The 27,000-nt window shown below is 42.8% G+C and carries 28 protein-coding genes and 1 pseudogene; 17 read left to right on the top strand and 12 right to left on the bottom strand.

What is annotated here, in order from left to right; translation table 11 throughout:
- Positions 1-200: 200 nt before the first annotated feature.
- On the bottom strand, positions 201-1,157 hold the full coding sequence (locus tag ABIC84_RS26545) for a TIGR01212 family radical SAM protein (RefSeq protein ID WP_426581536.1): 957 nt from the start codon (positions 1,155-1,157) through the stop codon (positions 201-203).
- Positions 1,158-1,361: 204 nt separating this feature from the next.
- Here ABIC84_RS26545 and ABIC84_RS26540 point away from each other — a divergent pair, with 204 nt between their 5' ends.
- Positions 1,362-1,868, top strand: coding sequence for a hypothetical protein (locus tag ABIC84_RS26540; protein WP_429265518.1), 507 nt, complete (start codon positions 1,362-1,364; stop codon positions 1,866-1,868).
- A gap of 83 nt (positions 1,869-1,951) precedes the next feature.
- On the opposite strand, the pseudogene ABIC84_RS26535 reads toward ABIC84_RS26540, so the two are convergent.
- From ABIC84_RS26535 to metK, 11 genes and pseudogenes are all read right to left on the bottom strand, one after another.
- Positions 1,952-2,758: pseudogene (locus ABIC84_RS26535) on the bottom strand (DUF5995 family protein).
- A gap of 66 nt (positions 2,759-2,824) precedes the next feature.
- A complete protein-coding gene (locus ABIC84_RS26530) occupies positions 2,825-3,571 on the bottom strand; it encodes a sulfite exporter TauE/SafE family protein (protein WP_426581530.1) in 747 nt (248 codons plus the stop codon).
- 71 nt (positions 3,572-3,642) lie between these two features.
- Positions 3,643-4,125 (bottom strand): DoxX family protein, encoded by a 483-nt coding sequence (locus ABIC84_RS26525; RefSeq protein WP_426581528.1) that lies wholly within the window; start codon positions 4,123-4,125, stop codon positions 3,643-3,645.
- Between the two features lie 202 nt (positions 4,126-4,327).
- Positions 4,328-4,720, bottom strand: coding sequence for a hypothetical protein (locus ABIC84_RS26520; RefSeq protein ID WP_429265517.1), 393 nt, complete (start codon positions 4,718-4,720; stop codon positions 4,328-4,330).
- Positions 4,721-5,420: 700 nt separating this feature from the next.
- A complete protein-coding gene (locus ABIC84_RS26515; protein ID WP_426581524.1) occupies positions 5,421-5,855 on the bottom strand; it encodes a hypothetical protein in 435 nt (144 codons plus the stop codon).
- 310 nt (positions 5,856-6,165) lie between these two features.
- The gene (locus tag ABIC84_RS26510) at positions 6,166-6,603 is read right to left on the bottom strand and encodes a hypothetical protein (RefSeq protein ID WP_426581522.1); all 438 of its coding nucleotides are present in this window, start codon (positions 6,601-6,603) and stop codon (positions 6,166-6,168) included.
- An 11-nt stretch (positions 6,604-6,614) separates the two neighbouring features.
- Complete coding sequence (locus ABIC84_RS26505; protein WP_426581520.1) at positions 6,615-7,907, bottom strand: hypothetical protein; 1,293 nt, start codon at positions 7,905-7,907, stop codon at positions 6,615-6,617.
- 92 nt (positions 7,908-7,999) lie between these two features.
- The gene (locus ABIC84_RS26500) at positions 8,000-8,332 is read right to left on the bottom strand and encodes a hypothetical protein (protein ID WP_426581518.1); all 333 of its coding nucleotides are present in this window, start codon (positions 8,330-8,332) and stop codon (positions 8,000-8,002) included.
- A 183-nt stretch (positions 8,333-8,515) separates the two neighbouring features.
- Positions 8,516-9,631, bottom strand: a complete 1,116-nt coding sequence (locus tag ABIC84_RS26495; RefSeq protein ID WP_429265516.1) for an AAA family ATPase — start codon at positions 9,629-9,631, stop codon at positions 8,516-8,518.
- Positions 9,632-10,206: 575 nt separating this feature from the next.
- Positions 10,207-10,725, bottom strand: coding sequence for a hypothetical protein (locus ABIC84_RS26490; RefSeq protein ID WP_426581514.1), 519 nt, complete (start codon positions 10,723-10,725; stop codon positions 10,207-10,209).
- A gap of 194 nt (positions 10,726-10,919) precedes the next feature.
- Entirely contained in the window at positions 10,920-12,170 is a 1,251-nt protein-coding gene (gene metK, locus ABIC84_RS26485; RefSeq protein WP_426581512.1) for a methionine adenosyltransferase, read from the bottom strand.
- A 218-nt stretch (positions 12,171-12,388) separates the two neighbouring features.
- On the opposite strand from metK, the gene ABIC84_RS26480 reads away from it, so the two are divergent.
- The 16 genes from ABIC84_RS26480 (at position 12,389) to nuoH (ending at position 26,997) form a co-directional block, all read left to right on the top strand.
- Entirely contained in the window at positions 12,389-13,276 is an 888-nt protein-coding gene (locus ABIC84_RS26480) for a diacylglycerol/lipid kinase family protein (RefSeq protein ID WP_429265515.1), read from the top strand.
- Positions 13,277-13,281: 5 nt separating this feature from the next.
- Entirely contained in the window at positions 13,282-13,617 is a 336-nt protein-coding gene (locus tag ABIC84_RS26475) for a translation initiation factor (protein ID WP_188834570.1), read from the top strand.
- Positions 13,618-14,049: 432 nt separating this feature from the next.
- Positions 14,050-14,883 (top strand): MotA/TolQ/ExbB proton channel family protein, encoded by an 834-nt coding sequence (locus ABIC84_RS26470; protein ID WP_090533930.1) that lies wholly within the window; start codon positions 14,050-14,052, stop codon positions 14,881-14,883.
- An 87-nt stretch (positions 14,884-14,970) separates the two neighbouring features.
- A complete protein-coding gene (locus ABIC84_RS26465; RefSeq protein ID WP_090533928.1) occupies positions 14,971-15,594 on the top strand; it encodes an ExbD/TolR family protein in 624 nt (207 codons plus the stop codon).
- A gap of 6 nt (positions 15,595-15,600) precedes the next feature.
- On the top strand, positions 15,601-16,146 hold the full coding sequence (locus tag ABIC84_RS26460; protein ID WP_188834569.1) for an ExbD/TolR family protein: 546 nt from the start codon (positions 15,601-15,603) through the stop codon (positions 16,144-16,146).
- 40 nt (positions 16,147-16,186) lie between these two features.
- Positions 16,187-17,017: an energy transducer TonB gene (locus tag ABIC84_RS26455; protein ID WP_091175774.1), complete on the top strand. Its 831-nt coding sequence runs from the start codon at positions 16,187-16,189 to the stop codon at positions 17,015-17,017.
- Between the two features lie 223 nt (positions 17,018-17,240).
- A complete protein-coding gene (locus ABIC84_RS26450) occupies positions 17,241-18,161 on the top strand; it encodes a PstS family phosphate ABC transporter substrate-binding protein (protein WP_429265514.1) in 921 nt (306 codons plus the stop codon).
- Between the two features lie 23 nt (positions 18,162-18,184).
- Positions 18,185-19,876 carry a tetratricopeptide repeat protein gene (locus ABIC84_RS26445; protein ID WP_426581501.1) on the top strand — a complete coding sequence of 564 codons (1,692 nt, stop codon included), beginning with the start codon at positions 18,185-18,187 and terminating at the stop codon, positions 19,874-19,876.
- Positions 19,877-20,052: 176 nt separating this feature from the next.
- Positions 20,053-20,424 (top strand): NADH-quinone oxidoreductase subunit A, encoded by a 372-nt coding sequence (locus ABIC84_RS26440; RefSeq protein WP_090533920.1) that lies wholly within the window; start codon positions 20,053-20,055, stop codon positions 20,422-20,424.
- Positions 20,425-20,547: 123 nt separating this feature from the next.
- Positions 20,548-21,090 (top strand): NADH-quinone oxidoreductase subunit B, encoded by a 543-nt coding sequence (locus tag ABIC84_RS26435; protein WP_090533918.1) that lies wholly within the window; start codon positions 20,548-20,550, stop codon positions 21,088-21,090.
- The gene (locus tag ABIC84_RS26430) at positions 21,090-21,593 is read left to right on the top strand and encodes an NADH-quinone oxidoreductase subunit C (protein ID WP_413321436.1); all 504 of its coding nucleotides are present in this window, start codon (positions 21,090-21,092) and stop codon (positions 21,591-21,593) included. Before ABIC84_RS26435 ends, ABIC84_RS26430 begins: the two co-directional genes overlap by 1 nt.
- A gap of 116 nt (positions 21,594-21,709) precedes the next feature.
- Positions 21,710-22,921, top strand: coding sequence for an NADH-quinone oxidoreductase subunit D (locus tag ABIC84_RS26425; RefSeq protein WP_426581498.1), 1,212 nt, complete (start codon positions 21,710-21,712; stop codon positions 22,919-22,921).
- The gene (gene nuoE, locus ABIC84_RS26420) at positions 22,914-23,438 is read left to right on the top strand and encodes an NADH-quinone oxidoreductase subunit NuoE (RefSeq protein WP_429265513.1); all 525 of its coding nucleotides are present in this window, start codon (positions 22,914-22,916) and stop codon (positions 23,436-23,438) included. The genes ABIC84_RS26425 and nuoE overlap by 8 nt, the downstream gene beginning before the upstream one ends.
- A 3-nt stretch (positions 23,439-23,441) precedes the next feature.
- A complete protein-coding gene (nuoF, locus tag ABIC84_RS26415) occupies positions 23,442-24,800 on the top strand; it encodes an NADH-quinone oxidoreductase subunit NuoF (protein WP_112575916.1) in 1,359 nt (452 codons plus the stop codon).
- 164 nt (positions 24,801-24,964) lie between these two features.
- The gene (locus tag ABIC84_RS26410) at positions 24,965-25,954 is read left to right on the top strand and encodes a 2Fe-2S iron-sulfur cluster-binding protein (RefSeq protein ID WP_426581495.1); all 990 of its coding nucleotides are present in this window, start codon (positions 24,965-24,967) and stop codon (positions 25,952-25,954) included.
- Positions 25,954-26,997 (top strand): NADH-quinone oxidoreductase subunit NuoH, encoded by a 1,044-nt coding sequence (nuoH, locus tag ABIC84_RS26405; RefSeq protein WP_426581493.1) that lies wholly within the window; start codon positions 25,954-25,956, stop codon positions 26,995-26,997. Before ABIC84_RS26410 ends, nuoH begins: the two co-directional genes overlap by 1 nt.
- The last annotated feature ends 3 nt before the right edge of the window (positions 26,998-27,000 follow it).

Raw genomic sequence — 27,000 nt, 5'->3', positions numbered from 1 at the left:
CATTGAACCTAAGAAACGGAAAAAAGCAGCCTTTGAGATTGTTTACGACATATTCAATCCCTTAGGTTAACGGATATGGTGTTGTCACCAACAACTTCTATTTGTTCAATACACCATATTCTTAATTGCTTTACCATTGATAGCCGAGGGTAAATGTTGTTGGTGACAACATCAACAACGGCAGAGTAATCCGGCAAATCCTATAAATCAAGGTTCAGACGGCTTCCCTGCACCACACCTCTGCTTAAAATTTTCTGATCAATGTAATACTGAATCTCTGATTTTTTCAATCCCCAGTTGGGGGCGATGAGCAGTTCGCGGTCGCTGAGGCCGAAGAGGCGCTGGATCACGATATCAGGGCGAATAAGTGGTAACAGCTCGCACAGAAAATCGGCATATTCATCAATGCCAAACAGGTGGAAGGGGTCGCGTTTGTATTTTACGCCCATTACCGAGCCTTCAACAATATGCAGGTGATGGAATTTTACAAACTTGATCTGTTTAAAACGGTTGATCTCGTCGGCATATTTCAGCATCATTTCTTTAGTTTCCCAGGGGAAACCGAAAATAGTATGTACGCAAATATCCAGTTTTGAGTTTTCCACCAGGCTCAGGGCTTTCACCAGTTCTTCATGGCTGCAGCCGCGGTTGATTTGGTTCAGGGTTTCGTTATAGATGCTTTCCATACCCATTTCCAAATCAACATCAAAACGATCGGTATAGCTTTCCAACAGGGCAATCTTTTCGGCGTCAATACAATCGGGCCGGGTACCTACCGAGAGGCCTACAATATCTTCGGTACCGTAGCTTAGGGCTTCATCGTACAGCATTTTCAAATAATGCGCCGGGGCGTAGGTATTGGTATTGGGCTGAAAGTAAATAATAAACTTATCGGCCTTATTGCCTTTACGCGCGCGTTCCATACCTTCCTCAACCTGCTGCCTTACAGTAGGGGCGTTGCGGCTGACAGAAGGCGTAAAGGAATCAACATTACAATAAGTGCAACCGCCGTAGCCTTTTGAGCCATCGCGGTTGGGGCAGGTAAAACCACCATCAACAATTACTTTAAACACGCGATGGCCTTTGTATTTTTCCTTAAGCCATGGCCCGTAGTTGTTGTAGCCTTTTTCCCAGGTTGTTATTGTTTGCTGTTCCACTTTGCTTTCCTTTTGATGATTTCACGGATTGTTGTGATTATCACCGGTTGAGCGGCAAAGATAATGAATTTTGATGAGTCGGAAAGTTGGCCCGTTTATCTGCACATCGTTCATAAAATAGCCATTAATTGGCTTAACTATTTATTACGGGTTTGCATAATAGCTTATATTTCCCTAATTATGTATTACCTAAAATCTTTCAAATTGCCTGCACAAACAATAAAAGTCTTCGCTTTGCTAACTATAATCCCGCTATTATGCAATTGCAGTTCAAATACAACTGGAGTTAAAATCAAAACAGCTACGGGCCATGTAACCAGTGCCCCAAAAAGTTTAGCCAATATTACTTACGGAAAAAAATTACAAAGCTGCAAAGCAGGTTATCCGTTTGCGCGGTGGCGCGAAGCATTTGATCAGGGATTTGAACAGTACACTGAGGAGAATTGCGGTAGATTTAAGGCTGTTTTTGATCGTTTGATCAGCGATTTAACAAAGCTTGGAGAGCAATCGCCAAGTACTGACAAAGTGGAAGTTTTTAAAAGGGCAGTATTGTTATTAAATAATATAAATGCGGAAGACAGTAGCCTGATTGAAACCGGGGAGCGTGAAGATCTTTGTGCACTGGTAGATCAAATTACTATTGCCTGTGGCCTTAACCCTAAGGATTTTGGCGGCGGCGAAGGAATAGCCAGCGAATGGAGAGAATGGTGAGGCACATAATAAATTATGTTATGCAGGCCGGAGCTTTTTGACACTGACCATATCCAGGTAAGGGTAATCATGAATAGCGCTTATCAGGTTGCAGCCGTTGGATTCACCTTTAAATAAGTCTTTTTATAAGTGCTCAAAATCTCAGTTATTTTGGATGGATCACGTTTTTCAAACAGGTGAATGATCCATACGGTAATACGCAGCATCCCAACAGGGTTAACAATGCCTAAACCCAACTTGTTGATGTCATTATCCCTGCTGGCTATCTGCTTAGGATAAGCATCCCCGGTACGGGTAAACAGGTCTTCGGCAAAGCACCAGGCACCATCACGGGCGTTGCTAAGGGCAAACTGGATGAGGATAGAATTATTTTGCGCATGCAGGCCGGCTAATGACAGCAGCGGCGAGATCTGGTTCAACTCGCTGATCACCTCGTAGGTAAGCGCCGATAGTATAGTATTGATGGAATTAAAATCATTATGAACTTCGGTTAGCGGCTGGTTGAGCTTGTTGGCTACTTCAACAATGGCAACACCCAAATCGAGGTTGATATGCGCATTCATGCCGATGAGCAGATGCTGTAATACCAGCTTTGACGATTTACTAAAGATGCCGAACGCCAGTTGCCAGCAGTTGGAGCAAGGCTGCTTTTGTTGCCAGCTGCGATAGGCCGTGATGTACCTGTTGGCAAAGATCACGTCCAGTTGTTCCATACGGGCAGGGTTTTCAAACTCACCGTTTTGGATGCCTTCCCTTACCTTTCAGGTAACTTTATGATATAGGGCCGCAAAATATCCGGCGCGGCTATCGGTTTTTATTGCATCGGCAATAATGGCTTCTAACTGTTCAATAATCTGGTCGATAGTTTGAGCTTGTGCAATAGGTTCCATATAGGCAGATAAGTTCAGGTGAATTTAACCATTTTAAAGATAGGGTTTTTGTTGATGGCTTGTACATCAGGTTTTTATGTTGAACAGGCAAAATACAATTAAAAATAGCCCGATAAGCAGTAAGCCCCAATATACATACCTGAAAAATGAAGCGCTATTTAGCTTGTGATTAAGATATCGTCCTAAAAAAATAGCGGGGAAAACAGCCGGTAGCGACATGATAAAATATTTCAATACTTCCCTGGTAATTAGCCCTTTAAAAATATAGCCTGCTACACCAATTAAGCTTGCCGGTAAAAAGTACCCCTGCAGTGTGGCCCTGAAATTTTTAGCGCTCCATTTACGCATGTTACCATAAACAACCAGCGGTGGCCCGTTAACCCCGTAAGCGCCTCCTAAAACGCCCGAGAGAAATCCGCAGATAAACAACCAGAATTTACTATCATACTTAAGCTGAAAGCTGTTTTTGCCAAATATGGCATATAATGAGTAAAGGATGATGAGGGCACCCAGCCCTGTTTTTACCCAAAACTCGTTACCGTAAATCAAAATCAGTAAGCCAATGGGGATACCCGGTATAGCAAAAATGATAAGCCATTTTGCGCTGTTAAACTGGATGCTGCTATGATCCTGTATCACCACCACCAGAGCAATCAAAACAGAAATGAGTACCGAAAGCGGAACGGCAACGCCAAGAGGGATAAATATGCTTAGCAGCGGTACAGCAACCAGCGATTCGCCAAAACCAAAGGTCGACCGCACCAGTGTAGCAATAAAACTTATGATAAAAATGTAAAGAAAAACAGTGTACATATCAATGTGTATTAAACCTATTGATCATTTGCCGGGAGGCTTAATGATCAATAGGTTGTTATTATTTTTTATTACGACTTAGTTGGGCTTCGTTTCGATGACAGGATGGAATCGACAGAGAATATACCACCACCCGAAATAAGCAGTGTGATAAGCCCGGCGATAAACAATAAATTGATCTCATATCCCGGCGGACCGAAAATTGGTCCATTGGGAGTTAAACCAATGGTTTTTACCGAACTGAAACCATAATGAATTTGAATACCGAACATGGCTACAAGCATAATGCCGATAAGTGGCAAGGCGGTTAAGCTTACCATAAACCCGGCAAACATGGCCAGGCCGCCAACCAGTTCTGTTAAGGTTGACATCCATGCCATAGCATGCGGGAAAGGGACATGTATCTGGGCCAGCAGGTTTCCGAAGGCTTCGGGACCTTTAATTAATTTTGCCCAGCCATGTGCCATAAAGCCGAAGCCGATAGTCAGCCGCAGAAACAGGGGAGCGGGTTGCCGGTAATTTTTACCGGTTATTGAAAAAATATGTTTGATCATGATTTTAAAAAAAATTGATATGCAATGATCATTTAGGCCGTGTATACAGATGCCGCTGCAGATAGCAACATCAATAACAGAAAAGCCGGTGATCATTAAAAAATTGAATACAAAGAGCCGTAAGGCGTTAGTGGACAATGCTTAAATTAAACGCACAACTTAATTGTTGCATGGCGAGAAGCATAAAATGGGCGGGAAAGGTTCAGATCAATAACGACCTGTTTGCCAAATAAAGCGGAATGGAATTTAAACCCCGGGCAGCGGGGTTGGGGTATAAAACAACAAGCTTTTTTAACAGGGCTATGCCCCCAAAAAATACGGCTGCTACAACAATTGCCAGGAGCAAGGGGATTGTTGTTTTTGATACAACTTCCTGGTATGGTATAGTTTTATCGCCGCTATTATATGCGTTACATACGTCATCAACAATAGCTTTGATATCGCGCGGGGCCTTTTGTTCTTTATTTTGAGACGAATGGCTGGCGAGCGAACACAAAGTATTCCTTACCGGGCAGTAGCCAAGCACCAGGAAAATCACCATCATCATCAAACTTAGTGATGAACGTATGGGTTTACTGTTTTTTCCGTGTATCATGCTTTGGCCTTTAACAATGTTTTTGGCGTAATGGTTAAACCGGTATCGCAAAGATAATATGTTTTAAAGAACGGTTTTGTAACAAGATAATGCACAACAGGAGGAGATTAAATTAAGGCTAGGCCACGTGGGATATGCTTGGCAGCGTTTTAAAAGCCAACAAAGGTAAAATTCAGGACTTTTTGCAAAAAGCGATGAGCTTGATAACATGCATAACACGGCAGCAAACGCGAAAGATTTATATAAAGCGCCGAATACGCTGTATTTTACTGCACAAATAATGGTAAAGTTATTTTGATTTTGTTGCGTGTTGGGGCTTATTGCTAATAATATCCTAATTTTTTAACCTGAAAGAAATAATAATTGTAAAAGTGCCTCCTCGGTATCAAAAAACGACTATTTAATAAAACCATAGCCAGTTTTATACGTACTAATTATAGTATTAATTAATTATTCACCTAAAATTAAACACTATGATTACGTTATTATTGGCATTAAGCGCAAGTGCATTATGCGGTTTTTTTGTTGCGCACAGTACAAATGAAAATGAATGTTAAAAATAATAAGTTAAACGGGTAATTATGTGAAAAGGCTGATCAGAAATGATTAGCCTTTTTTGTTGGATGCTTCTTTCGCTACCGCAAGGCTGTGCCTTGTGGTGAATGTGCTGAGTATTGAATTTGGTTTGCGGTAGCAGGGGCTATCTTACCTTCTCGAAGATTTCCCCATAAGTTTCAACACCATCTTTTAGCACCATTGCCCTGCTAAAGCATATCAGATCTGCAATTGACCCTTGCAACCGGTTAGGATTGTCTTTGTTAACGGTTAAGTATCCCAAAAGCTTCCCGCTGCCGTCGACAACGCGCGGCGGATATTTTGCCTTGGGATTATAGGGTGAATAATTACTGGTCACAGAACCGTACCTGCCTCGTTCGTTCCAAATTGACTTTGGACTATGAGCAGAACCATAATCGGAAAAGAAACTCCATATAGACTTTGGCGTTTGACTATCGCAATCAAAGCAGCCCAGGAACTGGTCGTAGTGTTTACCTCCATAAATTTTCGTTAGGCCTTGAGCATTTGCTGCAATGGAACTTATGACAGTTAAGAAAAGTATTAGCGCTAATTTCCTCATAAGAGTTTTATTGTATCTACTTTGTACCTATAGAATTACTCCTGTGAACATCCTTTTCAGAATCATAAAGATAGCCCTTACTTCTGTTAGGTTGCTTGCGGTAGCTGAGGTAGAACCATAATCGGTGAATGGGCTTCAAATTGAATGCGGCTGTTCATTGTCATAGTTCATGCAGCCTAAAAATTGATCGTGATTTTTGCCTCCATAAATATTTAGCTTGCTTTGAGCTTTTGCAGTGCAAGCAATAATGATAATTAAGAGTACGACTATTTTCAGGTTTTTCATGCTATTTATATACTGAAATTGTCGTTCAATTACGAAAGTCGTGAAAATTGTCGTTATAATATTTAGGTATATCCTTAACTATTTGCTGCCGTTCTTCGCTCACCGCATTTACAAACGGTTCCCATGACCGTTTCGGATTCTTTCTATTTACGGTCATATATCCTTTAGACTTACCATTTTCGTCAAGTATAATCGGCGGACATTTCGCTTTTTTATTGAAAGGGGAATAATCACTCTTAGTACTTCCGTACACGCCATTCGGGTTCCATATTGAGTTAGTCTCGTGGGTGGATCCATATCTCCCCAGGGTGTTCCAGATGGAATTAGGATCATCTTTTGTACACGTGACACATCCTAAAAACTGATCGTGTTTTTTTCCTCCGTAAATATTTAATTTAGACTGGGCTTTTATTGACAATGCGGACGATAAAAAGAACGCAAGCGAGATGATAATTTGTTTCATAATCAATTATATTAAGGACATTTTGTTCCAACTGAGTTGCCTTTTCTGACATCTCGTTCCGAGTCGTTGGCATATTTAATGCTGCTATCATCCACGATTCCTCCTTTTGCAAGAGCCAGCGCCTTATCAGCAGGAAAAGAAGGATTATATGCTAATATCGCATCTTTAAGCTGTCCAATGAAATATTCAGCCATAGTTATGTGACCGCCTGTTACGACCTTGGTTTCGTATCCGGCTCCGGGGTCGATCCAATAATCGTATGGGTCAGCGCCGACTACGCTTGTGAAATTGGAGTGAGCAACAACTTTTACCATCGGATACTTGGCTCTGAAACCAGCATCACCAAGCGTCTTGTGTTCCAAGTTCAAATAAGCGTGAATGGCCTCATGATAAAGCGTTACGAGCCGGTATTCGTTCGATGAATTGGCAAGAACAAAGGGGTTGAGATATACCTTGTAGCCGATCGTATGTCCATCTTCAGTTGCATTATTGCCGGTAAAATCAGCAGCAGGGCCATCAACAAACGTGATGCTTTTACTGCTTGTCGTGCCGAAGGCTTGATACAGTATCCTTGCAATATTGGTATTGAGAGTGGTCAACTGCGCCACCAATGCCCGGGCGCATTGGTAGTTCGTACTAATACTATCTCGTATGTCTGCATTGGGAATGGTAACCTGAGTTGATGTTACAACGGTTGCACACGGCACGTTTCCATCTGGTGGCGGAAAGCCCCCGCCTGGATCAACTGGTGTGGCAGGCGGTTGATATGTGTTTGTTTGTAGTCCATTTACGCTGACCGTTTTGCCGATGCTCTCAACAGCTCCGCCTTTTGGCGCGCATGGATCGTCTTTGGGCGCAGGTGGAGTACCAGGAGTACTACCTGTTCCTCCGCCTCCCCCGTCACCGCCGGTGCTACCTGAGCCGCCGTTGTTATCCGGGCCACCACCCATGCCGCCCGCGTACGTGGTGACACAATAGCTATCGAGCGTCACTGGCGGGTAGGTATGTCCTTCATACGTGGTGGTTTGCGTCCACGCATAGCACACCGTTATTCCTATTAGGTTGGTCTTTATCGCGTCTATTTGAATACTGTTGTTTGTTTCAGCAGACCCCGTAGATGCCGCGTTTGGTGAGATTTTCGCCATTACCTTCCCACTTTGGTATGTCCACGCGTTAACAAATGCTCCTTTCGGGGTACTGTAGTATACGATCCCGGTAAAGTCGCTGTCCCGCTTGTTGTATTTGTTGTTATCAAGCTTCGTGAGGTCACCTTTGAGATATGACGGGTCGCCGATAATAGTCATAATGTAGGCTTGATAGACGCCAAGCGATTTTATCAAGAGAAATGAGCTTTTACTGTTCGCTGCTTTGTATTCCGTCCCGGTGGTTTGTTCTTTTATGCCAAGGGCAAGCTTCCCGAGGTCACTGCGTCTATCGGCATTTCGAGCACCTCGTCATCGAAGCGTGTATATGTTGCACCATTGTTCCAATCAGGCTTTACACCTTGGCTCCAATCTTGGCCGACAGATGCTGCCTGCACAGAGAGTTTGGTGTTGGCAGGATAAGATTTTTCGTACCAACTTTTTGCTTCGTTGACAGCGGCAGGATTTGCAGCAGGCGGCGTAGTCACATGGCTATCTTTTTTACAACTGCCGATAATTACGGCGATGAGCGTGATAGGCGCACATAGAAGTAGTAGCTTTTTAAAAGCCGGTTTAGGTTGATTCATTATTTTAGTAGATTGTCTTTAGGTAAGATAATAACTAAATAATAAATTAAAGAATATTTAATATTTTTATTTATGCACATGGAGCCTATTAAGGAAAGGCATTAAAATGGTATTACCTATGCGCTACCATGGATTTTGCTAAAATATTGTAGTTTTATAGTAAGTATTTGTTAATGATATCGATTAACGAGAATACCTTTGCTGCAATATCCCAAACCACTTTATCCCCCCACCCCCCCCCAACACCCTGTTCACCGCCGATAAGCTCATTTCCAGCCTGCCGGCAATTTGCCTTTGGCTCAAATCCTGTTTATGAAGCGCGAGCACATCTGCGGCCCGGCGTTGGCGCTCGATTTGGCTGTAGCGGCGCAGGTGTTTAACCTCATTATCGGTATGGGAAAATACAAATTGTAAAAAGCCGTTTTGCCTCTCCAGCCGACCGAGGCATACGTTATGGCTGCCGTACATTTCGGCGGTGCTGCGTTGTTTTACCTGTTTAAAATAGCGGTAACCGGGCAGGGTTTGGCTTTCGGCCATGGCGAAAGCGCTGTCGGCAAAGTTGATGAGCATTTTGCTGCCCTGCAGGTCGTTACGGGTAATAGGCAGTGAAGGGTTGCGCTTAGGGGTGTGAGCCAGCACCAGGATGCTGAGGCCATGCCGGGTTTTAAGCAGTTTGAGCTGTTTCATGAGCGAGAGCGCCTGGCTGCTGCGTTCGGTGCCGTTGCGGAGGCAGGTAATATTATCAATAATCAGCACCCTGGCATCGGTACGTTTAATAGCGCGGCTAAGCGCGTGGGTAATAAATTCATCAAAAGTTTTAAAATCTTGCGGCAGGCCGGTCATCTGATCAAACTCGCCCCGGTAAAAATTTTCGTGGAAGGTGTGGGTGATGCTGCCGTCGGTATAGCGTTGTTCAAATTGTTTGCCGGTGAGTTCAAAATCAATGTAGAGAACCGGGCTGGGTTCGGCATCCATTTTAAAAGGTGTGATGGCTTTGCCGCGGGTAATGCTGTCGCCCAGTTGTACGGCCAGTAAACTTTTGCCCATATTGGTATCGGCAAACAGGATGCACAGTTCGCCCTCGAGCCAAAACTCGCCGAACAGCATCCGGGGCGTTTGGCGTTCGCGTTCCATCTCCATCCATGTACTGGCCTGGTGAATAATAAAAGCATCGGGAGGGATAGCGTCAGGGTCATAAACCCTCGGGCGGATCCTTCTTTTAGCGTCTCTTCGCGCCGCCTCGCGCACATCGGCGCGGATCATTTCCACAACCAGTGGTCGTCCATTTTTTTGAATCATAGTGTTATGTCGTTGATAAATTAATGCTTGATCTTTTAGGCCAAACCATAAGGCCCGGGTAGCGGAGAAGTGTTCGGAAGAAATAAAAAAAGAGGGATTGCGCGATTCCCTCCCCCGGGAGGGAATTAAAAATCTTCCAACATTTACTGCATAACGGGAAGGACCCCGACTTATGGCTTCCGGCTTAGTACTCCTGACTTAATTGCCCCCGGGAAATTTTCATAAGCCCTCTCCAAAGGAGAGGGTTGGGTGAAGGCCAAATTTAGCTGTAGGTCTTTGCAATATTGGTGGCGCTGTTTTGTCAGTACCTGCCGGTAAAATGGAGGGTTCAAATAAAAATGCCCAAAAAACAGCAAAAAAATGAAAAAAATAGAAGATGAAAAACGCGGTTGAACTGCTGCTTTAATGAGCGGTTAAATTTACCGGTAAAAAGCTTTAATTGTTGATAATCAACTATTTAGACATGTTTCACCAAAAATGTTAAACTGTTGATTTTTAAGGTGTTTCAGAAAATGACTGTTTCGCGTTTCGGCTTTCAAAAAATGGAACACCCGGTTTTTTAAAAAAAGAAGAGATCAGGAAATTTCATTTTTTTTTCGGGAATCAAAAAAATGGGACACCTCATTTGTTACAATTCCGGGGTGCAAATGGAATACTACTTTAATTTGCAGCAGTATACTGATGATCAGGATAATCATCCATCCGGCAAACCATTTAAGTGATAGCCGGGTGTTTACAACGGCCTTAAAAAAGAATATGATCATCATCAGCACTGCTAATACTGTAGCATAGGTAAACTGCTCCCAGCTGCTCACCGGTATATACCTGAACACATACACAGAAAACATGGCGCAGCTGCCAGCCAGGCTGGCAAAGCTCATACGCCTGATGAAGACCCATTTGTTGGTTTCGAGCAATATGATAGCCGCTATAACCATCACAACCCATTTACCGCAAGCAACAAGGTTGGATAACAATATGGCTTCGGGCGTAACCACGTACCCAAACTTTTGTTCAATGAACCATGCGGTTATCATGACTGATGCGGCAAAGTTTATGATGGCGGTTATGGCGTTTCGGGTGTTAGCAGGCATTTAAATCAGGCTCGGGGATTTTGGGTTATAAATGTATGTATTTATAATTTAATTAGGAAAGAGCTCACCCTAAATCCTTCTCGGGGGGAGAGGGCTTCAATTCACCCCAACCGGGGAGATATAGAGGGGGCTTAAACAACAATAGCGACAGGTAAGCCCGTCGCTATTGCCGCGTATTATATAGGTGTAGTTAATTACAACCCGAAGGCTGCTTTAACCTTATCAACATGATCAAGCTTTTCCCAGGTGAACAGCTCAACCTGGCGCTCCAATTTGCTGCCGTCGTGGCCAACAAAAGTTTTGGTAACTATTTCGTTAGGCCTGCCGAAATGGCCGTAAGCCGCGGTTTCGCTGTAAATAGGGTTACGCAGTTTAAAGCGGGTTTCAATGGCGTATGGGGTCATATTGAAAATGCCTTCTACTTTTTTGGCAATGTCACCGTCGTGCAGGTCGACCTTAGCGGTGCCGTAAGTATTTACGTAAATACCCATTGGCTGTGCAACGCCGATAGCGTATGATACCTGCACAAGCACTTCATCGCACAAACCGGCGGCAACCAGGTTTTTAGCGATGTGGCGGGTAGCGTAAGCAGCCGAGCGGTCGACCTTTGAAGGATCTTTACCAGAGAAAGCGCCGCCACCATGTGCACCTTTACCACCGTAGGTATCCACAATAATTTTGCGGCCGGTTAAGCCGGTATCGCCATGCGGACCGCCGATAACAAATTTACCGGTTGGGTTGATATGGTATTTAATATCGTCATTAAAGAAGTGGGCGTATTTAGGGTATTTAGCTTTAACACGCGGAATCAGGATACTGATAATATCGGCGCTGATTTTGGCAAGCATGGCCGGTTCGTCGTCAAAATCATCGTGCTGGGTTGATATAACGATGGCATCAATACGTTGCGGTTTGTTGTCGTCACTGTACTCAAGCGTAACCTGCGATTTTGCATCCGGGCGAAGATATTTGATCTCATTGTTTTCGCGGCGGATAGCTGCAAGCTCAATTAATAAAGCGTGGGCTATATCAAGGGCAAGCGGCATATAGTTGTCGGTTTCAACGGTTGCATAACCGAACATCATGCCCTGGTCGCCGGCACCTTGTTCTTCTTTGGCGGTGCGGTCAACCCCCTGATTAATATCGGGCGATTGTTCGTGGATGGCCGATAGCACACCGCATGAACTGCCGTCAAACATATATTCGCCTTTGGTGTACCCGATCTTGTTGATCACCTCGCGGGCAATCTTCTGTACGTCCAGATAGGCTTTTGATTTTACTTCGCCGGCTAAAAAAACCTGGCCTGTGGTTACCAGCGTTTCGCAGGCAACTTTCGATTCGGCATCAAATGCTAAAAAATGATCAATCAGCGCGTCCGAGATCTGATCGGCCACTTTATCCGGGTGACCTTCTGATACGGACTCTGAAGTAAATAAATATGACATAAAATTTTAAATAAGTAAAATTAAAATCGACTGGGAGGGGCTTAAGACGGATCGAGCGGTAAAAAGAAGCATGGTTTTAGCACTTTTTTACGTGGTTGCAATCCGGCTCCGGTGTAAAAAGGAGCATTAAATCAGTCCACATTCGGGCGGTAAAAATAAAACAAATTTCACAAAGCCGAAAATACATTTACTTTTGAAGATTGAAATAATATATATAGTTGAAACGGAAAGCGTTATTTATAATAAACCCAATTTCGGGGGGGAAGAAGAAGGACGGGGTGCCTGAACTGATTAAAGATACTATTGATGCCGGTGTAATGGAGCCGGTTATCGCTTTTAGTGACGGCGTGGCACATGCAAGGGTTATCGCATCCGAAGCCATTGGCAAATTTGATATAGTGGTTGCAGTTGGGGGTGATGGTACAGTTAATGAAGTAGCATCGGCCATTGTGGATACAGATACATCGCTTGGTATAGTTCCATTTGGCTCAGGTAACGGGCTTTCGAGGTTTTTAGGAATCCCAATGGATACAAGGGATGCTATTAAGAACCTCGCCTCGGGCCGTACCGAAATTATTGATTCGGCCAGGATTAACGGGCAACCGTTTTTTAATATGGCAGGCATGGGATTTGACGCTCACATCAGCGAGATCTTTTCGCATGGTAAAAAGCGCGGTTTTATCAGTTATATAAAATCGTCGATAAAGGAGGTAGTTGGCTACCAGCCGCAAAACTATCATCTTGATATCGACGGAAAGAGATATGATTATAAGGCATTTATGCTCAGTATAGCCAATTCTTCGCAATACGGCAATAATGTACATATATCGCCCAAAGCAAGCCTGCAGGATGGTTTGCTGGATGTTTGTGTGATAAAGCCTTTTCCCTTGTGGAGGTTTCCGGAGATGAGCATGCGCATGCTGATTAAAGCGACCGAAAGCTCAAAATACGTAGAAATTATCCGTGGTAAGCAAATCCTGATAAAAAGGGAGCATACCGGCCCTATTCACCTGGATGGCGAACCCCGGGTGGCGGGTACGGGCATAGATATTACTATATTGCCAAAATCATTAAAAGTTATAGTTGGCCCGTCATTTAAAAATTGATCAATATGGCTAAGAAAAATTTTACAGGCGTAGTTTACTCAACCGACCCCGATTTTCAATACCAGGAAACCAGTGGGGGAGGGGCCGAAACATTGCCGCCACAGCAGCAAAATCTTAAAATATATCTTGACCGTAAAGGAGGCAGCAAACTGGTTACCCGCATTGCCGGGTTTATTGGTGCCGATGCTGATCTGGAAGCTTTGGGAAAAAAGCTAAAATCAAAATGCGGGGTTGGAGGTTCGGTTAAAGATGGCGAAATACTGATCCAGGGCGATTTCAGGGATAAAATAATGGTATTATTACAAACCGACGGGTATAAAGCTAAAAAAGCCGGCGGGTGATCTGGAAAAAATAAACAATTATAAACCGGTAGTTTAACAAACTTATTTGAAAGAAGGATTTTTAAACAAAGTGCACAACTATCTGTTACAAAGCTTGCATCATAGTTAAAAGGTACAGAAACCTTTTATAAACTTAAAAAAACGGGCCATTTTTAGCTTGGTAACACAAATTTTATGTGTTATCACTTGCTATTTTTAAAAAAAATGGTTTTCATTGCATATAATTGTGTTGGTAACACACAATAAAATTGTAATGTTGCGTTTATATTCACCAACAATACACAGAATGATATTCTGTATTAAAAAATTGTAAAGAATAACATAAATGGTTTTTTTAATTCAATAAAATTCTATTTTTGTTATTCCCAACAAACAGCGCATTTTAACTAACTTATAAAATAAACAAAAACAAAAACTAAAAATTCAAAAGTAATGGCAAACGCACCAACAAAACCAACTACTCCTGTTAAGAAAGAAAGCTCAAGTGCATCTGGCATGTTTGCTTCTTTAACCATTCCAATCTGTCTTATTGTTACAACTTGTATCTTTATATTCATTTTAGGTGATCCAAGCCACTTTAAAGGTGGTGATGTTAACGCTTACCCAACAGACATTTTCGGCACAGTTCACAGTGGTGGTGTTATCGTACCGGTGATCATGGGTTTCTTATTAATGGTTATCGTTTTCTCTATCGAGCGTTTCATTGTTATCAGCAAAGCTTCAGGTACTGGTAGTGTTGATAGCTTCGTAAGGAAAATCCAATCTCTTTTAAATGCCGGTAACATTGCAGGTGCTTCTGCAGAGTGCGACAAACAAAAAGGTTCTGTTGCTAACGTTATCAAATCAGCACTGAAAAAATACGGCGAAATGGAAGCTGAACCAAACCTTGACGTTGATCAAAAAACTTTAGCTATCCAAAAAGATATCGAAGAAGCTACTGCTTTAGAAATGCCAATGCTTGAGCAAAACTTAACTATCATCGCTACTTTGGTATCTATCGGTACGTTAACCGGTCTGTTAGGTACGGTTGTGGGTATGATCAAAGCGTTCTCTTCATTAGCAACTGCCGGTGTACCTAACCAGGTTGAATTATCAGCTCACATTTCTGAAGCCTTGATCAACACTGCATTTGGTATCAGTACTTCAGCTATTTCAATTGTTATGTACAACGTATTTACGTCAAAAATTGATAAGTTGACTTACGCTATTGACGAAACAGGATTTAGCATTGTACAAACATTTGCTTCATCTCACAAAAACAAATAAGAATATATTAGTGCTATGCCTCATGCACAATAAGTTAGGGGCAAGATAGTTAATACTGAAACACTATATATTTTTAAGAAATTTAACATGGCAAGGATAAAAGTTCCAAGAAAGAGCACCGCAATTGACATGACCGCTATGTGCGACGTGGCGTTTCTGCTGCTTACTTTCTTCATCATGACCGCAAAAGTAAAAACCGAAGATCCGGTACCTATTGATATACCGAAGTCTTCAATCCAGCAGCCAGTGCCTGAGTCTGATTTTGCTACAGTATCTGTAGGTGATCAAAAAGCTTTCTTTGGTGTTGAAGGTGTTGATATCCGTAAGGAAACTTTGAACCAGATGGGTTCAATATATCATATGACCTTTACCCCTGAAGAGCAAACCCGTTTTTCATCTATCAATTCATTTGGCGTGCCAATGAACCAGTTGAAACAGTTTATCGCTTTATCTGCTGATCAGCAAAAGAAATATGCACAGCCGGGTATCCCGAGAGACTCGGTTTCGGCCGAGCTTACCAACTGGATTCGCCAGGCCCGTATAGCTACCAAAGCCTTACATAACAAGGAGCTTCGTTTGGCTATTAAAGGTGATAGCAAAGAAGAATATCCGGTTATAAAGGATGTTATCGGTATTTTGCAAAAGCAAAAAGTTAACAAGTTTAGTTTAATTACGGATTTGGGCAGCGCCGGTGGTGCTCCAAAAAAATAAAAGACCATGGCAGAATTAGATACCTCCGGGGGAGGCAAACATAAAGGCGGTAAGGTTCGCAGTAAGAAGCAATCAACCCGTGTAGATTTAACCGCGATGGTTGACCTGGCTTTCTTGTTGATCACCTTCTTCATCATGACCACTACACTCGCTAAACCAAAAGCGATGGACTTGGCCATGCCTGATAAGGATGAGAAAACAAAAGATCAGATGGATATTGCCGCTTCACGTTCAATGACCATTTTATTGGGAAGCGACGATAAATTGGAGTGGTACATCGGCGAGCCGGGAAAATCAGCGCCCACAATTGACAATTTTGGCCCTACTGGGTTACGTAAAACGTTAATTGAAAAAAGCAAAGAAGTACAGCAAAAAACAGGCAAATACATGTTTGTTGTGATTAAACCAAGCGATAAATCAAAATATAAAAATATGGTTAGCACGCTTGATGAGATCAATATCGCCAATATCCAGAGCTATGGTATTGTTGATATTTCAGCACCGGAGATTGAGTTGCTTAAAAAAGACGGCTTGTACAACGATAATAAATAGTATTAAATAACGTTATAAACTTCCATTAAAGCCTTAACAGATGTTAGGATCAAAATTAGACATACTAAAGCAGGAATGGATCGACGTTGTTTTTAGTAATCGTAATAAAGCCTATGGCGCTTACGAGTTAAGGAAAGAGAATTCAAAAAACACCAGCAAGTCGTTGATCATTGCTATTGTGGTTTTTGTATTTATAGTTTCTTTGCCAACTATCATCAACAAGATCAAAGGTCTTATCCCAGCGAAAGACGAAAAGGTGAAGATAACAGACGTGGTTCTGTTGCCTCCGCCACCGGTTGACCAAACCAAAAAACCACCTCCGCCGCCACCTGAACCGCCAAAACCAAAGGTAGACCAGGTACGTTTCCCTCCTCCGGTTGTAAAACCAGATAACGAGGTTAAGGAGAAGGATCCGCCAACAGTAAAAGAGCTTGCTGTTGCCGATCCGGGTCAAAAAGACCAAAAAGGTGATCCTAACGCAGACATTAGAATTGATGAGCCGGTAGGTAACTCAGACGTTAAGCAGGTTGTGGAAGCCGATCCTAACCAGATCTTTACTTCTGTTGAGCAAGTTCCTGAATTTGCCGGCGGTTTGGAGAAATTTGGTCAGTATTTGAGCAAAAACATCAGGTATCCGGCCGTAGCCCGCGAAAACAATACACAAGGACGTGTAATTTGTACATTCGTTGTGGAAAAAGATGGTTCTTTAACCGATATTAAGGTTGTAAGAGGCATCGGCAGCGGTTGCGACGAAGAAGCAGTTCGTGTATTGAAAAATTCACCAAAATGGAAACCTGGTATACAAAACGGTCGTCCGGTTCGTGTACAATACAGTGTTCCAATCAGCTTTACTTTAGCATCTGAAGAATAAGTAATGCCATTTAATTACAATAAAGAGCAAAAATCGCCCAAAAGGCGGTTTTTGCTTATTTTAGGAACCGCTGCATTTATTTGCTTTGTGGTTTTAGGTCTCATGATCATGTTTTGGGATGCGCTCCCGCTGCAACTGCAACATTATCAACGTTTACTTTTCGGTGCGTTTATTATAGGATACGCGATTTTGAGGTTTTCGAGATTGTTTAAGAAGGATCAGTATGAAGATTAAATTAGGGGTTGTATATGTATTGGTTTTAATTGTTTTAATAGCCGGTTTACAGGCCTGTAAGCAAAAACAAGTAAAATCCGTACCAACCGACAGCTTCAACGCCGGAAGAGCAACTTTCGTAGCCGATGAATCTTTTTCGCCTATAGTAGCACAGGAAGAATATGTTTACAGAAGCCGGTACCCCAACGCCGACCCGGTATTTATTTATAAAACAGAAAACCAGGCTGTAAATATGTTGTTAAACGACAGTGTTAGGCTTGCGGTATTATCGCGTACGCTTGATACCACGGAGCGTAATATAATAACGCGCCGTACGTTGAGTGTAGAGGTTGTACCGTTTGCAGTTGATGCAATTACATTGATAGTTAATAAGGCATCGAATGATACCGCTATTACTGTCGCTCAATTAAAAAAGGAGCTTAAAGGCCAGGGGAACGGAAATAAAACTATAGTTTTTGATAACCCGAACTCAAGTTTGGTAAGGTATTTGAAGGATTTCTCTGGTACTAAGGAGTTTAAGCAGAAGAATATATATGCGCTTAAATCAAATATCGAGGTTATTAAGTATGTAAGCGAACATCCTGATGCATTAGGCATTATAGGTTTTAGCTGGATTAATAACCCAGAAAAAGAGTATGCGGATTACGTTGAAAAAGTGAAAGTTGTGGGAGTTAGAGATGAAGGAAACAAACAGTATCCTAACGAATATTTTAAACCTTCGCAAGAATCGCTTGTCTTAAAACAGTATCCCTTGAGCAGGAGTTTATATTTGATCAATTGCTCAAGTAAGAATGGTTTAGCAGCGGGATTTGTTACGTTCCTGGCCAGTGATGTGGGGCAACGGATAATATTGAAATCGGGTTTACTACCTGATTCAATTCCCCCGAGAGAGATAATTTTAAAAAAGTAAACTATAACTAAATAAAGATGAAAATGATCAGTAAAATAGCTAAGGCTTCATTAGGACTGGTATTTTTAGGTTCATCATCAGTTTTTGCGCAAAGTCTTGCCGACGCCAAAAAAGCTATTGACGCCGAACAATATCAGAAAGCAGAGTCGATGCTCAAAACGCTTACTACAACTCAGCCAACTAAAGATGAAAACTTTTTTTATCTGGGCTGGGTGTACATTAAACAGGACTATTCTGACTCGGCGAAAGTCGTTTTCAATAAAGGTATTGCTGCAAATCCAAAATCAGCATTAAATTATGCCGGTTTAGGTGCTGTTGCCCGTTTGGATAAGGATAATTCCGGTGCAACAACTAACTTTAATCAGGCTGTAGCTTTGGCAGGTAAGGACGCAAAACCTTACACGTATGTAGGTTTATCATATTTGCTGCCTACTACTACCGATAAAAAAGTTGCGCCCGCGGATGCAGATGCTGCTATTGCAGTACTGACTAAAGGAAAAGCTATTAATGCGAAAGATGTTGATTTGCTTATCGCTTTAGGTGATGCTTACCGCTCTGTGTTAAAAAGTAACGAAGCGTACTCAAACTATTCTGACGCTTCTACACTTGATCCTAAAAACCCTGCTGCTAAAGTAGCAACCGGTGTATTGTATAAATTTGCTAATAACTTTGATGGCTCTGAGCAGCAATTTAAAGACGCATTGGCTATTAATGCCAACTATGGCCCTGCTTACCGCGAGTGGGCTGAAACCGACCTGCGCTGGTCATTAACCGACCCCAAAATGGCTTCGGCTAAAATTAAAGAGGCAGTTGATCATTACAAACAATACCTGAGCTTAACTGATCAGTCAGTAGAATCTCAAATGCGTTATGCCGACTTCCTGATTCTTGCAGGTGATTATAAAACTTTACAACAGGTAGCTACTGATTTGTCAAAATCAGCAAGTACCAATGCAAGGGTTTATCGTTACCTGGCTTATGCGGCTTACGAAAACAAAGATTATCAAAATGGTTTAACTGCAATCAACACCTGGTTCCAGAAAGCTGATCCGAAACGTATCATCCCACGCGACTACTTGTATCAAGGCCGTTTACAGGTTGCCCTTAATCAGGACTCGGTAGGTATACTTACTCTTAAGAAAGCTTTAACACTTGATAGCACCCAAACTGATGTGTATGCTGAGATAGCTAAATCATATTTCCGCCAAAAGAAATATGCTCAAGCTGGTGATGCTTACAGGGAAGTTACTCTTAAAGGTGGTCACAGCGTTAAATTAACCGACTATTTTTACGAAGGTATCAGCTATTATTATGGTTACGATACAAAAGCTCCTAACGATTCACTGCTTACACGCGCCGACAGTGCATTTAGCTATGTAATTGCCAAAACAGCTACCAGTCCGTTTCCGGATGCATTTTTATATCGTGCACGTGTTAACGACCTAAAAGAAAAAGACCGTAATAACATTTCAGGATACGCGAAGCCATACTACGAAAAGTATATCGAAGTAGTTAATGCAAAGGGTGCCCCTGACGAAAAAACCAAGAAAAGTTTAGCGGAAGCCTATGCTTATCTTGGCACGATTTACCAGTATAAAGAGAAAGACGACGCTAAAGCATCCGAAAACTTTGCTAAAGCGCGCGAACTGGATCCTGCTAACAAAAGTGCCGCAGCTTACTTTCAACACAAAGGTGGTGCTGGAAAAGGCAAATAACATTATAAATTAACAGATATGAAGGGTCTCCTAAAAAGAGGCCCTTTTTTTATTCCGGTTTGAGAAATTGATTAATGACGGCGATTTGTAATCAATATTAATAACGAATTGCAGAAATGATTAACAACCTTATAAATCACACTTTTTTATTATTAAGGCATTAGTATATTTGCAGCATGGAAGCACAAAGTTTACCGGTTAATTATTTACCCATCATATTTCAAATGGTGGTTGCTTTAGGGTTTGTGGTAACAACAATGTTTGTAACACACAAAATAGGGCCCAAAAGAAAAACAAAAGATAAGCTTACCCCTTTTGAGTCGGGTATTGAGGTGGTGGGTAATGCCCGTACACCAATCTCCATTAAATATTTCCTGGTAGCCATTTTGTTTGTGCTGTTTGATGTGGAGGTTATTTTTATGTACCCCTGGGCGGTAAATTTCAAGGCATTAGGTACTACCGGTCTTATTGAAATGTTTATTTTCATGGCGACACTTCTGCTGGGTTTTATCTACGTAATAAAAAAGGGAGCTTTAGACTGGGATTAAGTTTAGATTGATTCTAAATATACCCCCTCTATACCCGTAGTGTACTTTTTACATCGTTATTATTGTAAATTTGCTGCTATTATCCACATTTAGTGGTGATGGTTTTTCTATCAATTTAGTTCAATGAGTGATATTCAATTAGTTGATGCCCCTGCCGGAGTTGAAGGCGCCGGGTTTTTTGCTACCTCGCTTGATAAAGTAATAGGCATAGCACGCTCAAATTCATTATGGCCTTTACCATTTGCTACTTCATGCTGCGGCATTGAGTTTATGGCCACCATGGCATCTCACTATGATCTTTCACGTTTTGGTGCCGAGCGTTTGAGTTTTTCACCACGACAGGCCGATTTGTTAATGGTTATGGGTACCATAGCCAAGAAAATGGCTCCTGTACTGCGCCAGGTATACCTGCAAATGGCCGAGCCCCGTTGGGTAATGGCTGTGGGTGCCTGCGCTTCAAGCGGTGGTATATTTGATACTTACTCCGTTTTGCAAGGTATTGACGAAGTTATCCCGGTTGACGTTTACGTACCTGGTTGCCCGCCGAGGCCAGAGGCTATTATAGATGGTTTTATGAATATTCAGGAGCTGGTAAAAACGGAATCCCTGCGGCGCAGGAGCGAGCCTAAGTACCAGGAGTTATTAGCTAAATACGGAATTCAATAATGGCTAAAATACCTAACGAAGAGCTTATTAAAGCTATAGCCGATAAATTTGATACTTCAGTAACGGTTATTGGTGAACCGTATGAACTGCTTACTGTTGAAACCGGCCGCGAAACAATCATCGATCTGCTTACATTCCTGAAAACGGATCCGGCTCTTAAGTTCATTTTTCTGACAGATATTACAGGTATCCATTACCCTGAACAGGAAAAGCCGATAGGCGTAATTTATCACCTGCATAGCCTCACTACCAATACCCGTATCAGGATCAAGGTGTTTTTGGCAGATGCTGATGTGCATATCCCAACTGCTACTGTGCTTTGGGATGGTGCAAACTGGATGGAGCGCGAAACTTATGACCTTTTTGGGGTACTATTTGACGGTCACCCGGATTTGCGCAGGATTTTGAACGTAGATGATATGACTGCTTTCCCAATGCGTAAGGAGTTTCCGTTGGAAGACCCCAACCGTGTTGACAAGAAGGATTTCTATTTCGGAAGATAACATAATATAGACTCAAGAAATTGAGAATTAAGAACCAGGAAATACAGAATTAAGAAGCCAGAACAAGTCATCTTGATTCTTGTCTTCCTGATTCTTGACTCTAATTAACAATACTGATGCAAAATCATCCTGTATATACAGATAACGATCCGCAAAGCGAGCTATCAACCCTTAACCTGGGGCCAACTCACCCTGCTACCCATGGGGTGTTTCAAAATGTGCTCCAGCTTGATGGCGAGCGTATCGTTAGCGGTGTATCAACCATTGGTTATATCCACCGCGCATTTGAAAAAATTGCCGAACACAGGCCTTTTTACCAGATCACCCCGCTTACCGACCGTTTAAACTACTGTTCATCGCCTATAAATAATATGGGTTGGCACATGACGGTTGAAAAACTCCTGAATATCCAAACTCCAAAGCGCGTTGATTATCTGCGTGTAATTGTGATGGAGCTCGCCCGTATAGCCGATCATATCATTTGTAACGGTGTACTTGGGGTAGATACCGGTGCTTTTACGGGCTTCCTGTATATGATGGAGCACCGCGAGGCTATTTATGAAATATATGAAGAAGTTTGCGGATCGCGCCTTACAACCAACATTGGCCGTATCGGTGGTTTTGAGCGTAACTTCAACAGCCGTGCCTTTGATAAGCTGCGTGCATTTTTAAAGAACTTTCCTAAAACCCTTAAAGAGTTTGAAAGCCTGTTTAACCGTAACAGGATCTTTGTTGACCGTACCAGAGACGTAGCTGCTGTTAGCGCTGAAACTGCTTTGAGCTACAGCTGGACCGGGCCGCTTTTACGTGCTGCCGGTGTTGATTACGACGTAAGGGCTATGAACCCATATTCATCATATGAGGACTTCGAATTTGAAGTACCCGTTGGTGATAATGGCGACGTATACAGCCGCTTTTTGGTTCGTAACGAAGAGATGTGGCAGAGTTTAAGGATCATTGAACAGGCCTTAGCCAAACTTGATAAAGAGCCAAACGATATTTTCCACGCTGATGTACCTGAATTTTACCTGCCTCCAAAAGAGGAAGTATATAATAACATGGAAGCTTTGATCTATCACTTTAAAATTGTGATGGGCGAAATTCCAACACCAACTACTGAAGTTTATCATTCGGTTGAGGGTGCTAACGGCGAGTTGGGCTTTTACCTGGTTAATGATGGTGGCCGCTCACCGTACCGTTTACATTTCCGCAGGCCAAGCTTCATCAATTACCAGATGTATGCGCCAATGAGCCGCGGTATGTTATTATCAGATGCTATTATTAACATGAGTAGTTTAAACGTTATAGCCGGAGAGTTAGATGCTTAGAGTTGACGAAGCTCAGGAACCGGTTGAATTTTCGCCGGCACTGATCAGCAAATTTGATGAAATAGTTAGCCGTTATCCGCAGGGAAAACAAAAATCGGGCTTATTGCCGATCCTTCACCTGGTACAGGCTGAGTTTGGCTGGGTAAGTGCGCCAGCAATGGATAAGGTTGCCGAATATTTAAGCATCCTGCCTATTGAGGTATACGAGGTTGCTACATTTTATACCATGTACTTTTTACGCCCGCAGGGCAAGTACGTACTGGAAGTTTGCCGCACAAGCGGCTGCTGCCTGGTAGGTGCCGAAAAGATCATGAATCATATAGAGGAAACCCTTGGTGTAAAAGAAGGTGAAGTTACTCCCGACGGCTTATTCAGCTGGAGAGGGGTAGAGTGCCTTGCCGCCTGTGGTTTTGGCCCCGTATTGCAAATTGGCCCTGAATATACTTTTTATGAAAACCTGACCAACGAGTCGGTAGATAAATTGATCAGTGATTTAAAAGCGAAAGCTAAGAATTAAGTTATGGGACGGAAATTACTTTTAGAACATATAAACGTACCCGGCATCAATACATTTGATGTTTACCGTTCAAAAGGTGGCTATGCTTCTGTGGAGAAAGCATTGAAAACCATGTCGCCTGAGGCGATTGTTGAAGAGGTTAAAAAATCGGGCTTACGCGGTCGTGGCGGTGCGGGTTTCCCTACCGGTATGAAATGGAGCTTTTTGGCTAAGCCCGAAGGCGTTGCGCGTTACCTGGTTTGTAATGGTGACGAATCGGAGCCCGGTACTTTTAAAGACCGCTACCTGATGACTTATATCCCTCACTTACTGATTGAGGGCATGATTGTATCGAGTTTTGCGCTTGGTGCTAATACATCATACATCTACCTGCGCGGCGAAATGATGCCACAGGTAAGGATCCTGGAAAGAGCCATCGCTGAAGCAAAAGCGAAAGGTTTCTTAGGAAAAAATATCTTAGGTACCGGTTACGATCTTGAACTTTATGTTCAACCAGGTGGTGGTGCTTATATCTGCGGTGAAGAAACTGCTTTACTGGAATCATTGGAAGGCAAACGTGGTAACCCGCGCATCAAACCACCATTCCCGGCTATTGCCGGTTTATATGGTTGCCCTACAGTGGTAAACAATGTTGAATCTATAGCAGCGGTTGTACCTATCATTAACGAGGGGGGCGACGAATATGCTAAAATAGGTATCGGCCGCAGTACAGGTACAAAACTGATCTCAGCTGGTGGTAACCTGAAAAAACCGGGGGTTTATGAAATTGAACTCGGTGTACCTGTTGAAGAATTTATTTATTCGGATGAGTATTGCGGTGGTATCGCCAATGGCAAACGCCTGAAAGCTGTTGTTGCCGGTGGCTCATCAGTGCCAATTTTACCGGCTAACCTGATCCTGAAAACTATCAATAACGAAGCTCGTTTGATGAGCTATGAGTCATTATCAGATGGTGGTTTCGTAAGCGGTACCATGTTGGGTTCGGGTGGCTTTATCGCTTATGATGAAGATGCCTGTATTGTACGTAATACCTGGAATTTCGCCCGTTTTTATCATCACGAAAGCTGCGGACAATGTTCGCCTTGCCGTGAAGGTACCGGCTGGATGGAAAAAGTATTACATCGCCTCGAGTATGGTCATGGCAAAATGAGCGACATGGACCTGCTGGTAGATGTATCTAAGAAAATAGAAGGAAATACCATTTGTCCGCTGGGTGACGCGGCAGCATGGCCTGTGGCCAGTGCTATCCGCCATTTCAGGGATGAGTTTGAATGGCACGTAACTAACGCGAGCGAAGCAACTTCAAGAAACTACGGTTTGGCACATTACGCTGATCCGTTGAAGGTTGTTGAGACTGCGTAATAGATAAAGAACGTCATTGCGAGGTACGAAGCAATCCCTAACTATACAGGGCGTACCTGCAAATCGGGGGATTGCTTCGTACCTCGCAATGACGGCAGTTTTCAGGTTCAGGTTTGAAAACAGAGATTTTAGAAATTAACAAACGACGTTATTATTAAATGTCAATGAAAGTAACAATAGACGGAATAACCGTTGATGTAGAACCCGGAACAAGCATCCTGAACGCTGCAAGGCAAATAGGAGGTGATATTGTTCCGCCTGCAATGTGCTATTACTCTAAGCTGCAGGGTAGCGGCGGTAAATGCCGTACCTGTTTGGTTAAGGTTACCAAAGGATCAGAAAAAGATCCGCGCCCTATGCCTAAACTGGTGGCTTCATGCCGCACCGGTGTTATGGATGGGATGGAGGTACAAAACATTACTTCGCCAGAAGTTATTGAAGCCCGTAAAGGCGTGGTAGAAATGCTGCTGATCAATCACCCGCTTGATTGCCCTGTTTGCGACCAGGCCGGCGAATGCCACTTGCAGGATCTGGGCTTTGAGCATGGCGCAGCTAAAACGCGCTATGAATTTGACCGCCGTACGTTTGAAAAGATAGACATAGGTGACAAAATTCAGCTGCACATGACCCGTTGCATCCTTTGCTACCGTTGTGTGTTTACTGCCGATCAAATCACCAACACCCGTTTACATGGCATCCTGAATAGAGGCGATCATTCAGAAATCTCTACTTACATCAGCAAAGCGGTTGATAACGATTTTTCGGGTAACATGATTGACGTTTGCCCTGTAGGTGCATTAACTGATAAAACTTTCCGCTTTAAAAACCGAGTTTGGTTCACCAAACCTGTTGAAGCACACCGCGATTGCGATAAATGCTGTGGTAAAGTTACCTTATGGTACAAAGGCGAGGATGTGATCAGGGTAACTGGCCGTAAAGATGTTTATGGGGAAGTTGAGGAATTTATCTGCAATACCTGCCGATTCGATAAAAAGAAAACTGCCGATTGGGTTATTGAAGGCCCACGTAAGGTATCGCACCAATCAGTGATCAGCGCTAACCATTACGAGTTTACGCCACTGCCGGTTGTTAAAACTAACCCGGTACTGATGGAAGCCAATAAAGAACAATTTGAAAGGGAGACCCGCTTATAATGGAAACCGCAGATTTAATATTCAGGATCGTACTGATCGTTGTGATTTTTGCAATCAGCCTGGTCGTGGCTATGTATTCAACGTACGCCGAGCGTAAAGTTGCCGCATTTTTCCAGGATAGGATAGGCCCTAACCGTGCAGGTCCATGGGGTATTTTACAGCCCCTTGCCGATGGCGGTAAGATGTTTTTGAAAGAAGAGATCATCCCTACCAATGCAACTGGTTTTCTGTTCATTGTTGGCCCTTCGCTGGCTATTTTAACTGCTTGTATTGGTTCGGCTGTTATTCCATGGGGATCAGCTATTCAAATTGGCGGTCGTACTTTTGATTTACAGGTTACCGATATCAACGTAGGTGTACTTTACATTTTTGGCGTAGTATCATTAGGTGTTTATGGCATCATGATTGGTGGCTGGGCATCAAACAATAAATATTCGTTATTAGGTGCCATCCGCGCTGCATCTCAAAATATCAGCTATGAAATTTCAATGGGTTTATCCATCATAGCGTTGCTGATGCTTACCGGTACATTAAGCCTTAAAGAAATTGCCGAACAACAACATGGTTTTGCCTGGAACGTTTGGAGACAACCACTTGGTTTTATCCTTTTCCTGGTTTGTGCTTTTGCCGAAACCAACCGCTCACCATTCGATTTACCTGAGTGCGAAACCGAGCTTGTAGGTGGTTATCATACCGAATACTCATCAATGAAATTAGGTTTTTACCTGTTTGCTGAGTATATCAACATGTTCATATCATCGGCGGTAATGGCTACTTTATATTGGGGTGGTTATAACTATCCAGGTATGGATTGGGTTGCCGCTCATGCCGGCCCTACTATAGCGCCTATTATTGGTGTTGTTGTATTATTTGGTAAGATCTTCTTCTCTATCTTCTTCTTCATGTGGGTACGGTGGACAATCCCGCGTTTCCGTTATGATCAGTTGATGGACCTTGGCTGGAAAATATTAATACCATTGGCTATTGCCAACATTGTGCTTACAGGCGTAGGCAGTACATTACTTACACACTTTGGATATTAATCA

The organism is Mucilaginibacter sp. 3215 (assembly GCF_050433785.1).
GTDB lineage: Bacteria > Bacteroidota > Bacteroidia > Sphingobacteriales > Sphingobacteriaceae > Mucilaginibacter.
Note: the sequence above shows the minus strand (reverse complement) of the source record. Positions and strands in the feature narration are given on the sequence as shown.

What these genes read in the sequence shown, in the direction of transcription:
- ABIC84_RS26520 (WP_429265517.1), bottom strand. Translation starts at nt 4,720, where the DNA reads ATGATACACGGAAAAAACAGTAAACCCATACGTTCATCACTAAGTTTG.
- ABIC84_RS26525 (WP_426581528.1), bottom strand. Translation starts at nt 4,125, where the DNA reads ATGATCAAACATATTTTTTCAATAACCGGTAAAAATTACCGGCAACCC.
- ABIC84_RS26445 (WP_426581501.1), top strand. Translation starts at nt 18,185, where the DNA reads ATGATCAGTAAAATAGCTAAGGCTTCATTAGGACTGGTATTTTTAGGT.
- ABIC84_RS26440 (WP_090533920.1), top strand. Translation starts at nt 20,053, where the DNA reads ATGGAAGCACAAAGTTTACCGGTTAATTATTTACCCATCATATTTCAA.
- ABIC84_RS26510 (WP_426581522.1), bottom strand. Translation starts at nt 6,603, where the DNA reads ATGAAACAAATTATCATCTCGCTTGCGTTCTTTTTATCGTCCGCATTG.
- nuoF (WP_112575916.1), top strand. Translation starts at nt 23,442, where the DNA reads ATGGGACGGAAATTACTTTTAGAACATATAAACGTACCCGGCATCAAT.
- ABIC84_RS26425 (WP_426581498.1), top strand. Translation starts at nt 21,710, where the DNA reads ATGCAAAATCATCCTGTATATACAGATAACGATCCGCAAAGCGAGCTA.
- nuoH (WP_426581493.1), top strand. Translation starts at nt 25,954, where the DNA reads ATGGAAACCGCAGATTTAATATTCAGGATCGTACTGATCGTTGTGATT.
- ABIC84_RS26450 (WP_429265514.1), top strand. Translation starts at nt 17,241, where the DNA reads ATGAAGATTAAATTAGGGGTTGTATATGTATTGGTTTTAATTGTTTTA.
- ABIC84_RS26475 (WP_188834570.1), top strand. Translation starts at nt 13,282, where the DNA reads ATGGCTAAGAAAAATTTTACAGGCGTAGTTTACTCAACCGACCCCGAT.
- ABIC84_RS26430 (WP_413321436.1), top strand. Translation starts at nt 21,090, where the DNA reads ATGGCTAAAATACCTAACGAAGAGCTTATTAAAGCTATAGCCGATAAA.
- ABIC84_RS26410 (WP_426581495.1), top strand. Translation starts at nt 24,965, where the DNA reads ATGAAAGTAACAATAGACGGAATAACCGTTGATGTAGAACCCGGAACA.
- ABIC84_RS26495 (WP_429265516.1), bottom strand. Translation starts at nt 9,631, where the DNA reads ATGATTCAAAAAAATGGACGACCACTGGTTGTGGAAATGATCCGCGCC.
- ABIC84_RS26505 (WP_426581520.1), bottom strand. Translation starts at nt 7,907, where the DNA reads ATGACTATTATCGGCGACCCGTCATATCTCAAAGGTGACCTCACGAAG.
- ABIC84_RS26515 (WP_426581524.1), bottom strand. Translation starts at nt 5,855, where the DNA reads ATGAGGAAATTAGCGCTAATACTTTTCTTAACTGTCATAAGTTCCATT.
- ABIC84_RS26530 (WP_426581530.1), bottom strand. Translation starts at nt 3,571, where the DNA reads ATGTACACTGTTTTTCTTTACATTTTTATCATAAGTTTTATTGCTACA.
- ABIC84_RS26460 (WP_188834569.1), top strand. Translation starts at nt 15,601, where the DNA reads ATGGCAGAATTAGATACCTCCGGGGGAGGCAAACATAAAGGCGGTAAG.
- ABIC84_RS26500 (WP_426581518.1), bottom strand. Translation starts at nt 8,332, where the DNA reads ATGAATCAACCTAAACCGGCTTTTAAAAAGCTACTACTTCTATGTGCG.
- ABIC84_RS26465 (WP_090533928.1), top strand. Translation starts at nt 14,971, where the DNA reads ATGGCAAGGATAAAAGTTCCAAGAAAGAGCACCGCAATTGACATGACC.
- metK (WP_426581512.1), bottom strand. Translation starts at nt 12,170, where the DNA reads ATGTCATATTTATTTACTTCAGAGTCCGTATCAGAAGGTCACCCGGAT.
- ABIC84_RS26435 (WP_090533918.1), top strand. Translation starts at nt 20,548, where the DNA reads ATGAGTGATATTCAATTAGTTGATGCCCCTGCCGGAGTTGAAGGCGCC.
- ABIC84_RS26470 (WP_090533930.1), top strand. Translation starts at nt 14,050, where the DNA reads ATGGCAAACGCACCAACAAAACCAACTACTCCTGTTAAGAAAGAAAGC.
- ABIC84_RS26455 (WP_091175774.1), top strand. Translation starts at nt 16,187, where the DNA reads ATGTTAGGATCAAAATTAGACATACTAAAGCAGGAATGGATCGACGTT.
- ABIC84_RS26490 (WP_426581514.1), bottom strand. Translation starts at nt 10,725, where the DNA reads ATGCCTGCTAACACCCGAAACGCCATAACCGCCATCATAAACTTTGCC.
- nuoE (WP_429265513.1), top strand. Translation starts at nt 22,914, where the DNA reads ATGCTTAGAGTTGACGAAGCTCAGGAACCGGTTGAATTTTCGCCGGCA.